13 protein-coding genes are annotated in these 12,959 nt (G+C 65.1%); 10 read left to right on the top strand and 3 right to left on the bottom strand.

The window, feature by feature from the left end; all coding sequences use genetic code 11:
- Nucleotides 1-128 precede the first annotated feature (128 nt).
- The 4 genes from QYM46_RS04305 (at nucleotide 129) to QYM46_RS04320 (ending at nucleotide 3,525) form a co-directional block, all read left to right on the top strand.
- Nucleotides 129-533, top strand: a complete 405-nt coding sequence (locus QYM46_RS04305; protein WP_432790996.1) for a hypothetical protein — start codon at nucleotides 129-131, stop codon at nucleotides 531-533.
- Nucleotides 530-2,023, top strand: coding sequence for a multicopper oxidase family protein (locus QYM46_RS04310; protein WP_432790997.1), 1,494 nt, complete (start codon nucleotides 530-532; stop codon nucleotides 2,021-2,023). Before QYM46_RS04305 ends, QYM46_RS04310 begins: the two co-directional genes overlap by 4 nt.
- Before the next feature lie 81 nt (nucleotides 2,024-2,104).
- The gene (locus tag QYM46_RS04315; protein WP_432790998.1) at nucleotides 2,105-2,746 is read left to right on the top strand and encodes a hypothetical protein; all 642 of its coding nucleotides are present in this window, start codon (nucleotides 2,105-2,107) and stop codon (nucleotides 2,744-2,746) included.
- Nucleotides 2,743-3,525 (top strand): nucleotidyl transferase AbiEii/AbiGii toxin family protein, encoded by a 783-nt coding sequence (locus QYM46_RS04320; protein ID WP_432790999.1) that lies wholly within the window; start codon nucleotides 2,743-2,745, stop codon nucleotides 3,523-3,525. Before QYM46_RS04315 ends, QYM46_RS04320 begins: the two co-directional genes overlap by 4 nt.
- A 110-nt stretch (nucleotides 3,526-3,635) precedes the next feature.
- Here the strand turns inward: QYM46_RS04320 and QYM46_RS04325 are convergent, their stop codons facing one another.
- Nucleotides 3,636-4,394 carry an SDR family NAD(P)-dependent oxidoreductase gene (locus QYM46_RS04325; protein ID WP_169251471.1) on the bottom strand — a complete coding sequence of 253 codons (759 nt, stop codon included), beginning with the start codon at nucleotides 4,392-4,394 and terminating at the stop codon, nucleotides 3,636-3,638.
- A 200-nt stretch (nucleotides 4,395-4,594) separates the two neighbouring features.
- On the opposite strand from QYM46_RS04325, the gene QYM46_RS04330 reads away from it, so the two are divergent.
- The 3 genes from QYM46_RS04330 to QYM46_RS04340 all read left to right on the top strand — a co-directional run bounded on the left by QYM46_RS04330 (nucleotide 4,595) and on the right by QYM46_RS04340 (nucleotide 5,891).
- Nucleotides 4,595-5,158 carry a dihydrofolate reductase family protein gene (locus tag QYM46_RS04330; RefSeq protein ID WP_432791001.1) on the top strand — a complete coding sequence of 188 codons (564 nt, stop codon included), beginning with the start codon at nucleotides 4,595-4,597 and terminating at the stop codon, nucleotides 5,156-5,158.
- An 86-nt stretch (nucleotides 5,159-5,244) separates the two neighbouring features.
- Nucleotides 5,245-5,508, top strand: coding sequence for a DUF2277 domain-containing protein (locus QYM46_RS04335; protein WP_039207958.1), 264 nt, complete (start codon nucleotides 5,245-5,247; stop codon nucleotides 5,506-5,508).
- A complete protein-coding gene (locus tag QYM46_RS04340) occupies nucleotides 5,505-5,891 on the top strand; it encodes a DUF1304 domain-containing protein (RefSeq protein ID WP_432791002.1) in 387 nt (128 codons plus the stop codon). The genes QYM46_RS04335 and QYM46_RS04340 overlap by 4 nt, the downstream gene beginning before the upstream one ends.
- Nucleotides 5,892-5,922: 31 nt before the next feature.
- Here the strand turns inward: QYM46_RS04340 and QYM46_RS04345 are convergent, their stop codons facing one another.
- Nucleotides 5,923-6,693: an IclR family transcriptional regulator gene (locus tag QYM46_RS04345; RefSeq protein WP_169251474.1), complete on the bottom strand. Its 771-nt coding sequence runs from the start codon at nucleotides 6,691-6,693 to the stop codon at nucleotides 5,923-5,925.
- 131 nt (nucleotides 6,694-6,824) lie between these two features.
- On the opposite strand from QYM46_RS04345, the gene QYM46_RS04350 reads away from it, so the two are divergent.
- From QYM46_RS04350 to QYM46_RS04360, 3 genes are all read left to right on the top strand, one after another.
- Nucleotides 6,825-8,282, top strand: a complete 1,458-nt coding sequence (locus QYM46_RS04350) for a benzaldehyde dehydrogenase (RefSeq protein ID WP_169251475.1) — start codon at nucleotides 6,825-6,827, stop codon at nucleotides 8,280-8,282.
- A gap of 28 nt (nucleotides 8,283-8,310) precedes the next feature.
- Nucleotides 8,311-9,603, top strand: a complete 1,293-nt coding sequence (locus QYM46_RS04355; protein ID WP_169251476.1) for an MFS transporter — start codon at nucleotides 8,311-8,313, stop codon at nucleotides 9,601-9,603.
- A gap of 240 nt (nucleotides 9,604-9,843) precedes the next feature.
- Nucleotides 9,844-10,176 (top strand): hypothetical protein, encoded by a 333-nt coding sequence (locus QYM46_RS04360; RefSeq protein ID WP_248279105.1) that lies wholly within the window; start codon nucleotides 9,844-9,846, stop codon nucleotides 10,174-10,176.
- Between the two features lie 3 nt (nucleotides 10,177-10,179).
- On the opposite strand, the gene QYM46_RS04365 is transcribed toward QYM46_RS04360, so the two are convergent.
- Nucleotides 10,180-12,861, bottom strand: coding sequence for an ExeM/NucH family extracellular endonuclease (locus tag QYM46_RS04365; RefSeq protein ID WP_432791003.1), 2,682 nt, complete (start codon nucleotides 12,859-12,861; stop codon nucleotides 10,180-10,182).
- Nucleotides 12,862-12,959: the final 98 nt, after the last annotated feature.

Consider the following 12,959-nt stretch of genomic DNA (forward strand, 5'->3'; position numbering starts at 1 on the left):
GTTCGCCGCAGTCGTCCGGCGTCGATCCGGCGATCGCCTGCAGGCGACGCGGGTCTCGCCTTCGGGCGGGCGGAACTGACGCCTCAGCGCCGATGTGGCAGATCTGGCCGGTCGGAAGAGTGGAGGACATGAATACGACAACACATTCGAAACGCCCTCTGTCCTGGCCGCTCATCGTCGGTCTGTCCTCTCTGGCACTCCTGTGGCCGTTGACCGGACTGTGGCCCATCCTCGGCGACGGTGCCGTCCGCGCGCTGACCCTGCTCGGTCTCACCGGTGCGATCTGGATCGGGACCGTCGGCTTCGCCCGCGTCGCTCGCCCCGTGCTCACCCTGACGATCTGCGGTGGGGCGCACGGCTTCCTCACCCTTGCATTCGGCGGACTGCTCGCCGGGACCGGGCTGATCAGCACCGGGCCGGCGGTGTTCATGGCACTCATCCCGAGCCTCGGAATGGGCGCCGGAATCGGTGCCCTCACCGGACTGGCGGCCTTCGGCATCCAGGCGATGCTCGGGAAGCGGGAGCAGCGATGAAACGGCGCAGGCATGCCTCGGTCGCGGCCGGTGCCGCCGTTGCGGTGGTCGTCGCGGTCGGGTTGGCAGCCTGCGGAGTGTCGACCACCTCGGTGACGCAGGCCGAGTTCGACAACGAACTGGCCATCCCGCCGTTGGCGGAATCGACGGTCGACGACGGTGTGCGCACCTTCGACCTCACCGCTGAGAAAGGGGCGACGGAGTTCCCCGGACAGGACGGGCCGACGGAGACCTGGGGATTCAACGGGTCATTTCTCGGGCCCACCCTGCGGGCCGAGCGCGGGGAGAAGATCGCCGTCGACGTCGCGAACGACCTCGACGAACCGACGAGCGTGCACTGGCACGGGATGCATCTGCCGGCGAAGATGGACGGGGGACCGCACCAGATGATCGACCCTGGTCAGACGTGGAAGCCGTACTGGACGATCGACCAGCCGGCCGCGACCCTGTGGTACCACCCGCATCCGCACGGGAAGACCGAAGACCATGTCTACAAAGGGCTGGCCGGGATGGTCATCCTCGACGACGATGCCAGCACTGAGGCGGATCTGCCGGACGAATACGGAGTCGACGACCTGCCGCTCATCGTTCAGGACAGATCCTTCGAGGACGGTGAGCTCGAGCTTTCGCACGACGGTGCCGAGCCGGGGATGCTCGGCGACACCGTCATGGTCAACGGCACGATCGGCGGAGTGCAGGAAGTGGCGTCGGAGAAGGTGCGGCTGCGCCTGCTCAACGGATCGACGGCGAGAACCTACGCCTTCGAATTCCCCGACCGGACGATGGATCTCATCGCCGGTGACGGCGGACTCCTCGGCGAACCCACCGAGGTCGACCGGCTCCGCCTGGCGCCGGGGGAGCGCGCCGAGGTGGTCGTCGACTTCTCGGCGGGCGAGACGGTGCGGATGCGTTCGGCCGAGGTCGACCTCGGCGGGGTGGCGGTGCCGGCGACGATGGGCGGTCACGATTCCTTCGACGTTCTCGAATTCCGCGCAGCCGAGACCCTGAAACCTGCTCCCGAACCTGCGTGGTCGCCGTCGAAGCACGCCGAGGAGGATGCCCTGGACGGGCCCGAGGCCGCCAGGACCCGCAAGTTCGAACTCGAGGAACGTGAGATCAACGGTGAGCGGATGGACATGAACCGCATCGACGAGGTGGCCTACGTCGGCGACACCGAGGTGTGGGAAGTGCGCAGCAGGCAGCCGATCCCGCACAGTTTCCATGTCCATGATGTGCAGTTCGACGTGCTCTCGGTCGATGGGGAGGCGCCGCCGGTGGAGATGAGCGGAAGGAAGGACACGATCTACCTCGAACCGAATCGCGACTACCGGCTGCTCATGCGATTCGAGGACTTCACCGACCCGACGATGCCGTACATGTATCACTGCCACATGCTGTTGCACGAGGACGAGGGCATGATGGGCCAGTTCGTCGTCATCGAGCGAGGTCAGGAGGCAGAAGTCGGAGTGCCGGCCGGGCACGAGCACTGAGGTGGGCCACAACCATTTTGGCGTGACTATGCAGAAATATACCGAAAAGGTATATTTGTGCATAGTTGAGAGGTGGTCGGAATGACAGATGCGATCGATATCCTCAGGGCGGTCGCTCGTGCGCCGATGAGGACGATGCGCTATCAGGATGCGCGAAGTCTCGGGACGAACTCGTGGAGAGTACTCGATGACCTCGTCGACCAAGGTGCGCTCAAGCGCATCGCGCGGGGGGTGTACACCGCACCTCCGAATGGCCAGGATGCCCGTACATGGTCACCGAGTCTTGAGGCCGCCGCGCTTGCGGTTGCCGCGTCCAGGCACGGAAGTCGACAGGCGATTCTCATGGGGATCGGCGCTGCTCGATTCTGGGGTGCGATCCCTCGTGCCATCGGCAGTACGGTGGTGGCGATCCCTGTCGCCGGGCGCAGGCCTCTTCGGGTCGGAAGCGGAACCGTGTATTTTGCTCATCGCGATCTGGGTGGCATTGACGCTTCAGTGGAGAGGACCGAGCTCGGCTCGGGGCTGATCGCGTCTCGTGAGCAGACACTCTTCGACCTGCTGATGAGGCCGGCACAGGGTGGCAACCCTGAAGCATCGGCAGAGGCGGCCAGGAACCTGCGGCCGCAGATCGACCTCGACGAGTTTGCCGAGGTCGTCGGCGGATCAGTTCGAGCAAATGACGCCGTGAGACGAATTGTGCGGGGGACGGGGCAGAAGGCATGAGTGAAGCGAAGGCTCCGATGCCGGGGCCGGATCCGGGTTTACTCGACGCAGACGAGGCGAGCTCAATCGCTGAGGATTTCGGTGTCGCGGAATCCCAGGTGCGCCGTGACCATCTCATTTCGCATGTCCTGGCGGCTCTATCAGCAGCGGTCTCTGAAGACGTCATCTTCTTCGGTGGAACTGCGCTGACACGCACCCATCTGACCGATTTGAGGCTGTCTGAGGACATCGATCTGATCGCCGTCGGCGACAGGCAGCTGGTGGCCGGATTCATCCAAGCCGCGGTGAGCAGGAGCCTGCGACGCTCGTTGGGCCGCCCGGCGTTCACTCCGGATCTGGTTGACACTCGGCGTTCGGAGCCTGCGGTGATGTCGGTAGCCGATTCGCGTATTCAGATTCAACTGCTGTCGCAGAAGGGATATCCACCTTGGCCGACCGAGTGGCGAGAAATCGAACAGCGCTACAGTGATGCGCCGCCTGCTCGGCTCACCGTGTTGACTGCTCCTGCATTCGCTGCAGCGAAACTTGCAGCGTGGAACGACAGACATGCCTCTCGCGATCTCTATGACATGTGGGCGATGGCGGTCAATGGGATCATCAGCAGCGAGGCCGCAGAGCTGTTCTCGCGTCACGGGCCGTTCACGAGCCCGGGTGCCGTGTCGTTCGCTTCGATTCCTTCAGAGCAGGCGTGGACGACTGATCTCGCCCATCAGTGCCGACCGCAGGTGACTGCGAAAGCGGCTGCAGAAGCGGTGGCGGCTGCTTGGTCGTCGGTCTGAACCATGGCCCGCGGGCAGACGATTCCCGGTGTTCAATGAACCGCAGGTGTTCAAGGAGATTGAACAGCACGGAACATTGAACGCCAGGTCCGGTTCGCCGGCCGGGGGCCTCACACCGCGGTGTAGCCGCCGTCGATGAGGTAGTAGGCGCCGCTGACGAACGAAGCGTCGTCGGAGAGCAGGAACGACACCACCTTAGCTACTTCATCTGCGGTGCCCAGGCGGCCGAGGGGGTGCTTGGCCTTGAGCCCTTCAAGGGTTTCGGCATCGAGGCTCGATTCCAGCAACGGAGTCGTAATGTAACCGGGGCCGACCGCGTTGATGCGCAGACCTTCCGCGCCGTATTCGGCGGCGGCGTTCTTCGTGATGCCGACGACGCCGTGCTTCGCGGCGGTGTACGCGCCGTTGTTGATCGCGGCGACGGTTCCGTGAACCGAAGCCATATTGACAATCGCGGAGTCCTTCGCACCGGACTCGAGCATGGCCGGGATCTGGAAACGCATGCCGTAGAGCACGCCGTTGAGGTTGACGTCGATGACCTTGTCCCAGGAGTCGAGGTCGGTCTCACCGACGGGCACCTGCTTGCCGCCGATGCCTGCGTTGTTCACGGCGAAGTTGAGCCCACCATAGGTGTCGACGGCGAACTGAACGACCTTCTCCGAATCCTCCTTCGAGGACGTGTCCTGCTGGATCGCCGAGGCGGTTCCTCCGGCTTCGGCGATCTCATCGGCGACGCGCTGCGCGGCGTCGAGATTGATGTCGGTGAGGACCACCTTCGCGCCCTTGGAGGCGAGGTCCTTGGAGATCGCCTCTCCGAGTCCGGAGCCTCCACCGGTGACGAGTGCGACCTTGTTCGTGAAATCTGCCATGGCGATGTCCTTCTTTCTCGAAAATCTGCGGAGCCCGGCTGATGTGGCCCTCATCAGGCACAACGATGAAATTCCGGAGAGCATTCCACTGACTGCGGGGCTGCTTGATTGCGTCAAGCATTGATTGAGGCGCTCAACAGTGGTTGACTAATTGCAATCTGCAATCACTAGAGCCGATTACGCCAGCTCGAGGGGGAGTGATGGGAAAAGTAGCATGGGGTTTCACCTGTTCGATCGACGGGTTCATCGCCGGGCCGGGCCATGACATGTCGTGGCTGGGCGAGACCGCGGAGACCGCCGAGGGCACCACGGAGGACATGGCATCGAGGGTCGCGGTCATCATCTCCGGTCGGCGCGGCTATGACGCGGCCAAGGCGCAGGCCGACATCCGCGATGAGATGACAGCCGAACCGTACGGTGGGGCGTGGTCGGGGACGGAAATCATCCTCACCCATCGTCCCGAGGAATTGGCCGCAGACGCCTCGGTGACGGCGATGAACTGCACCATCACCGAGGCGGTCGAGCGGGCCCAGAAGATCGCCGGTGACCGCGATATCCAGATCATCAGCGCCGATATCGCCCGGCAGGCGCTCGAGGTCGACCTCATCGACGAACTCCAGGTCTACGTCGCCCCGGTCTTCCTCGGGGACGGAACGCGGATCTTCGATGTCCCCGGTGGGCGACGCCTCGATTGGGAACTCGCCACGATCGACGAGGCCAATCCGCGCAGCTTCGGCCGCACCTACCGGCCTAAGAGGGACTGAAGGCTCAGCGCTCCAATCCTCGAGAATTCCGTCCGCAGTCGGCGGAAGATCTGTTCTGTGTCAGTGCCGAGGAGTACCGTTTCAGCATGTGCAGAAACATCAGAACCCTCCATAATTTCGAGCCCGCAGCCACTTCCGACGAAGTCCATGCCGCCGCTCTGCAGTACGTGCGCAAGATCGCCGGGACGACGAAACCCTCGCAGGCCAATGCCGAGGCTTTCGACGCCGCGGTCGAGGAGATCGCGCACACCACTCAGCATCTCCTCGATGCGCTGGTGACGAACGCGCCGCCGAAGAATCGAGAGGAGGAGGCGGAGAAGCGACGAGCGAGATTCGCGGCCCGCGCATGACGATCGCCGGACTCGTCCTCGCCGGCCTTGCCGCCGCCCTGCACGTCTTCATCTTCTACCTGGAATCCATCGCCTGGACGAGTCCACGTGCCCGCGCCACCTTCGGCACGACCGAAGCCGAGGCCGAGACGACGAAGTCCCTGGCCTTCAACCAAGGCTTCTACAACCTCTTCCTCGCTCTCACCGTGTTCATCGGCCTCATCGTCTTCGGCACAGGCGCTGCCGAAGTCGGACTCACCCTCGTCTTCGTCGGAGCCGGATCGATGGTCGCCGCGGCATTGGTGCTCGCGCTCTCCAGCCGCGAGCTGCTCGCCTCGGCGCTCAAACAGGGAACACTGCCGCTGCTGGGAATTCTCTGCCTGATCGTCGGCGTGCTGATCTGAGTCGTCGTGGTCCGAGCCGCAGCGATCCTGCTCAGTCGGCGAAGCGACGATCGTTCGCAAGATCTTGCGTGATCCTCGCCGAGGCGGTCCGCAGGACCCGCATGATCGCAGGCACTCCTTTCCGATGCTCCGAATCGATGACGACCCCGAGACCGGCGATCGCCGCCCCGCCGGCGTCGAAGACCGGAACCGTGATGCCAGTCGTGCCCTCATCGATATGGCCGGACAGTTCGGCGAAATGGTGAGACCGGATCGAGGTGAGCATTGTGCGCAATGAGGCAGGATCCGTCGTCGTCTTCTCCGTGATCGCGGCCAGCGGTCCCCGCAGATATGCCTCCCGCTGATGCTTCGGCGCGTAGGCCAAAAGCACGAGCCCACAGGAGGACGCATGAGCGGGCAGCCGACCGGCGGTCTTCGACCGGTGGATGACTGCATTCGGCGCCGACATGCGCTCGATGATGAGCACCTCGCGTTCCCGCAGGATGCCCAACTGCGTGTTCTCACCGACGAACTCATGCACACCCATCATGTGCGGGCGGGCCACCGAAGCCAGATCAACGGCATCCGAGGCGCGGTTCGACAGCTCCCACATTCCGACCCCGATCCGGATGCGCCCTGTGGGGTCGCGCTGGAGCAGGTCGTGACGCATCATCTCACCGATCAGTCGGTACGCCGTCGACTTCGGCAGCTCGGCACGCTCTGCGATCTCCTCGGCGCTCAGGCTCTGATGGTCCGGGTCGAAGGATGCGAGCACGCGCACGAGCCGATCGATCATCGAATCGCCGGAAGGAGAGTTCGCCATGCCTCGGATTCTAGCGGTTCCGATGCCAGATTCTCAATGAATGGGATCACTGTGGCTTCGGGTGGTGCGGATCACTACCCTGACGAGAGGTGCACCACAGTCCCGCCCCGACAAAGAAGTGAGGACAGACAATGACTGATTTCCTGGGAACCGACTGGCACGAGAAGATCTTCACCGGCATCTGGACCGCAGGCTCGGGAGAGACCTACGACGTCATCGAACCGGCCACCGGTGAGACCCTCGGCCGCCTCGGTGCCGCCAGCGCCGACGACGTCACCGCCGCCGCCACGCGAGCCGCCGCTGCACAGAAGGAATGGGCGAAGACCACTCCGGCCGAACGGGCCGCAGTGCTGCGCCGCGCCGGTGCCCTGTGGGCCGAACACGCCGATGAGCTCGCCGGCTGGATCATCCGGGAAGCCGGCTCCATCCCGCCGAAGGCCGCTCTCGAGATCTCCTCCGCTGAAGCCATCTGCTATGAATCCTCCGCGCTGCCCAGCCACCCCAAGGGCCAGGTGCTGACCTCGAACGAACCCCGCTGGTCCTTCGCCCGCCGAGTGCCCGCCGGAGTCGTCTCCGTCATCGCCCCGTTCAACTTCCCCCTCATCCTCGCCATGCGCTCCGTCGCCCCAGCTCTGGCCCTGGGCAACGCAGTCCTGCTCAAGCCGGACCCGCGCACCGCCGTGTGCGCCGGAGTGGCGATCGCGAAGGTCTTCGCCGAGGCGGGCCTGCCCGAAGGGCTGCTCCAGGTCCTGCCCGGCGGCCTCGACGCCGGTGAAGCCGTCGTCGCCGCACCCGAGGTCTCCGTCATCTCCTTCACCGGGTCCACCGCGGCCGGACGCAAGGTCGGCGAAGCCGCCGGTCGCCTCCTCAAGCGCTGCCACCTCGAACTCGGTGGAAACAATGCGCTCGTCGTCCTTCCCGGAGCCGAGGTCGGTCCGGCCACCTCGGCGGGGGCCTTCGGATCGTGGATGCACCAGGGCCAGATCTGCATGACCACCGGCCGCCACCTCGTCCACGACTCCATCTATGACGAGTACGTCGAACAGTTGGCCGAACGCGCTCGCAACCTGCCGGTCGGCGACCCCGCCACCGAGGAGGTCGCGATCGGACCGATCATCGACGAGAAACAGCGCACCCACGTCCGTGACATCCTCGACAAAGCCACCGCCGACGGTGCGAGGCTCGTCGCCGGGGGACCGGGCGAAGGTGCCTTCGTCCCACCCACGGTGCTCACCGACCTGAGCCCCTCGAACCCGGCCTGGGCTCAGGAGATCTTCGGGCCCGTCGCACCCGTCGCACGCTTCTCCACCCTGGAGGAGGCGGCCGCAATGGTCAACGACAGTGAATACGGGCTCTCGCTCGGCATCCTCGGCGATGTGGGGATGGCCATGGACCTGGCCGACCTCGTCGACACAGGGAAGGTCCACATCAACGAACAGACCGTCTCCGACGAAGCCAACGTCCCCTTCGGCGGGATGAAGGACTCCGGCAACGGATCCCGATTCGGAGGGGCCGAGGCGAATATCGAAGCCTTCACCGAAACCCAATGGGTGACGATGCGCTCGTCCATCGCGCCCTACCCGTTCTGACCGACACCACACCACCTCGGAGACATCGATGTCCGCACCCTCCCCATCCGCATCCACGACCGGCTTCGCCTCGGCGGGGCGCTGGCCGGCAGTCCTGTGCTGGCTGGCCGTCGCCCTGGAGGGCTTCGACCTCGTCGTCCTCGGCGCGGTCATCCCCGAGCTGCTGGCAACCGAGGCCCTCGGATTCACCCCCGAGGCGGCCACGATGGTGGCCACCCTCAGTCTCGTCGGCGTCGGCCTCGGCGCCGTATCCGTCGGCCCCGTCGTCGACCGGATCGGGCGGCGGTGGGCGATCATCGGCTGCGTCATCGGCTTCAGCGTCTTCACCCTGCTCGTCGCATTCGCGCCGAACGTCGCACTGTTCACCATCTGCCGGTTCATCGCCGGACTCTTCCTCGGAGCCGTGATGCCCAGTGCGCTCGCCTACATCAGCGAGTACAACAAGTCCGGCAAGACGGGTAAGGCCACGACCCTGACGATGACCGGCTATCACGCCGGTGCGGTGGCGATCTCCCTGCTCGCCGTCGCCTACTCCCACAACTGGCACCTGCTCTTCCTCGCCGGCGGCATCGCGGGCCTCGTCATGGTTCCCCTTCTGATCTGGAAACTGCCCGAGTCCGAGGTCTTCCTCATCGCTCAGGAACTCAAACGCAACCCCGCCGCTGCACAAGCGGTGGACGCAGACGCCGCCGATCCGGCCGGCTCTGTCGACGGCACTGTCGACGCACAGGTGAAGACCGGAATGGCCGGACTCTTCGCAGGCAAGCTCGCGCTGGTGACCATCGGCGTGTGGGCAGCGAGCTTCATGGGACTCCTGCTCGTCTACGGACTCAACACCTGGCTGCCGAAGATCATGGCCGACGCCGGCTACGAGGTCTCTGATTCGCTGGTCATGCTCTTCGTCATGAACATCGGCGCCGTCGTCGGACTCGTCCTGGCCGGCTGGTTGGCCGACAAGCACGGGACGAAGAAGATCGTGCTCATGTGGTTCGTCCTCGCCGCGATCTTCCTCGCCGCACTGTCGATCCCGATGACCAGCCAGGTGCTGCTCAACCTCGCCGTGTTCATCACGGGAGTCTTCGTCTTCTCCGCCCAGGTGCTCGTCTACGCCTTCGTCTCGGCCGTCTACCCGCCTCAAGCCCGCGGCACCGCGCTGGGCATGGCCTCGGGCATCGGGCGGATCGGTGCCATCGTCGGCCCCTTCATCACCGGTGCCCTCGTCACCGCGGGCATCGCCTACCCGTGGGGCTTCTACCTCTTCGCCGTCGTCGCTCTGTTCGGCTTCGCGGCCATGGCGATCGTGCCGAGATCCGTACGCTGAGGCCGCTGGCATCCGTGCAGTGACGTCTGTAGGAGTGTTACTTCGGGAGTACAAGTTCTCACTGGATTGCTCTGCATTATCCGATGCAGCGTTTCTGCGTTTTCCGATGTAGAGAGTCTGCATTATCCGATCCAGGATGTCTGCTTTGTTCGGCCTGGAGTGTTGGATAGCGGCCTGCAGTTCGGGCTCAAAGCGGCCGGCGCACTGCGGATCGAGGGTGCGAGAGCAAGTAGCAAGACAATGACTGCCCTCAACGCCGCGAATTCGTTTTCGTTTCTGGATGACGATCAGACGCAACGAGTCGTGGAGATCGCTTCCGAATCAATTCTGGCCGGCGAGACACCAAAACTTCTGGACGAATGGCAGACCGCGCCCGCGCAGATCCCGGACACGATCATCAACCGCATCATCCGGCGCTCCCGGCCCGGGGCAGTCGGGCCGGAAGTGCGGCTGGCTACCCCGTCGGGTGTGGTCACCGCCGGTGCCGTGTTCGACGCGGACACAGTGACGGCCACCTCCCTCTTCCGCACGGCACGAGTGCTCATGCGAGGGCAGGTGGCCGTCATCGACTAAGTGTCACCAACCGTTGTGGCGACCGTTCTTCCCTGCGTTCTTGCCTCCGGGGTGGTCGCCGTCGCGGCTGCCCCAGTGGTTGCCGTTCTTCCCTGCGTTCTTTCCGCCGGGATGATCGCTCGAACCGTCGGCGTTCGCATCATCGCCTGCGCCGTCGGCGTTGTCTCCGGCATCCGCTTCATCGGAACCGTCGGCGTCGTCGTCCCCGCCCTCATCTGAGGAGTCGAAGAGACCGACGACGACCGGATCATGGTCGGAAGCCCGGAACTGGTCCGGCGCGTAGAGGTTGGCGATGTTGTAGTTGAAGCGGCTGTATTCGAGCGCCAGGGACTCGACCGAGTTGATGTTCCAGACATCGGCCCCGGTGACCGAGTCGAAGGCCGACGGATCCGTACCTGCATCGTTGCCCGCGTCCGAGGCGTCGAGAGCGAGGACATGGTCGAGGCTGCCGGTGCGCGAGCCATAGACATAGGTGGATTCGTCCGTCTTCTCAGCGGCGATGTCCTTGTATCCGGCCTCGTAGAAGACCTGCATCGGGTCTTCCTGAGTGTAGGAGTTGAAGTCACCGAGGAGATAGACGAGGTCGCTGTCCGCGGCCTCCTGCTGGTCACCGGCGAACCCGACGAGCGATTCGGCCTGCTTGACGCGATCAGCATTCGACGCGCCCTGACCGTCGCCGGAGTCCTCGTTGCCCGGACCTGAGCCCGACCCCTTGGATTTGAAGTGGTTGGCGATCGTCACGAAGGTCTTGTCCTTCTCGACCTCACCGGAGTCGTCCTTCGGAGCGAACGCCTGGGACAGGGGTTCGCGAGCGTTGGAGAACGCATCCTGATCGTCAAGGATCGTGGACTCGTTCTGCGGGGCCACTTCGGCGGGTTGGTAGATCAGGGCTGTGCGGATGACGTCCTCATCGGACGGGACCGCGGACGGGGATTCGACGAAGTCCCATTTCTGGGTCCCGGCCGCCTCGTTGAGGCGTTTGACCAGTGTCGCCAGCGCGTCATCGCGGTCCTTGCCGAAGGCGGCGGAATTCTCGATCTCCATGAGCGAGACGACCGAGGTGTCGAGCTTGTTGATCGCGGTGACGATCTTCGTCTCCTGCCGCTTGAGGCTCTCCGCGTTCGCGGCACCGCGGGCATCGCAGCCGCCGCGGACGGTGATGTGGTCACCATTGCGGTCGTCGTAGTACTGGCACCCTGAGAGCTGGTCGCCTGTGGTGGTGAAGTAGTTGAGCACGTTGAAGCTGGCGAGGCTGACCTGCCCGCCGACGGCCTCGGGGGCGTCGGTGCGGGTGTCGGTGAACGTGGTCGGCTGCACCGCCTCGGCGTTGGCTCCGGTCAGGCGGGTCGTCGGCTGGAACCGCCACTTCTCGTGATCGAAGCCGAGCACCACCGGTGAGGTGAAGGTCGCCTGCGCGCCGACGCGGACCGGGTCCTCCTGGCTGAGGTACGGCAGGGGGATGTCCTTGTCGGCCTTGAGGAAGTTCACGGTGGCACCGTCGTCGAGGACGACCTCGCGGTCGAGGTTCTCGGTTTCCAGGGCTTTTGCCTCGGGGGTGCCGGGGCGGTGGACGTCGGTGGGTTGGGGCAGGGTGCCCTCACCGGTGGCGAGGACGACCTCACCGTAGGTGTTCGTGTTGTAGTTGTCGGCGACGGTCAGCGATTCGCTCGGCTGGACGAGCATGCCTTCGAGCGATTCGCGCTTCTCGTCTCCTGCGGGGAAAGCGTCTTCGACGGGTTTGACCGCCTCGGCGGGTTCGTCGACTGTTTCGAAGCCGGACGCGGATACGGAGATCTGAGTCTGTCCGTAGTGTTCGGACACGGTGCCGGTGACCTCGACGTGGTCGTCGATGCTGATATCGGCCACGGTGTCGGGGGAGTAGACGAAGATGCCGTCCGAGGCCCCGGGGGTCGCGTCATCGGCGCCTGCTCCACCGGTGCCCGGGGTCTGGATGTAGTAGCCGTTCAGCCCGCCCTCGGGGTAGGCGGCGGTGACGACACCGCGGGTGGTCACGGTCTTGCCCTGGACGGGGCTGGCGTCGCCGGTGCCCTGGATATCGGCGATCGGGGTGACGCCGTCGGGATCCAGGTCACCGCCGTCGCCGTCGGGCAGGGCATTCGGGGTGGGCGCCGCCGACGTCCATGCGTCGCCGGTGAGCTGGATCGACTGGCCGCCGGCGGCCGTCGCGCCCGTCGGCTCGGCTTCCTGTCCGACGACCGGTGCGGGGGTATAGACGTTCTTCGCGCCGGTGACGCCCTTGCCGCCGACGACGCCGCCGATCTGCTGGAAGTCGACCAACTCACCGTCATCGTCGATGACGAAGGCGCTCGAACCGTATTCGCCGTCGGCGGCCGAGCCGGCCTTGACGGAGTTCGTGACCGGCACGTCGATGGCCACGGCACCGGAATCACCGACCGTCGTGTCCTCGGGCGCGGTGATCGTGTTCTCCTGCGCATAGACGCTGCCGCCGCGAGTCACCGAGCCGAAGGTCCAGCCCGAGACATCGGTGCCGGGATCGGCGGCGATCTCGATGAAGTCGGTCTCGAGAGTGTAGGCGATCTCGGAGATGTGGATGCCGTCTGCCGCAGCGTCTGCTGCGACTGCGGGCGTCGGTGCGAGGGGAAGGGACAGGCCTGCGACGAGGCTGAGCGCCGCGGCGGAAGAGAGAGTTGTCGTGACTTTCATGGGAGCCTTTCGGGCGGATGAGCGGCTGTGCGCATCGTGACGATCACGTGCGCGGTCCCTTGCACCCTAGCGGCTCACTCATCGACGACAGCGGCGAA

This window comes from Brevibacterium sp. K11IcPPYGO002 (assembly GCF_050920635.1).
In the GTDB taxonomy this organism is placed as follows: Bacteria; Actinomycetota; Actinomycetes; order Actinomycetales; family Brevibacteriaceae; genus Brevibacterium.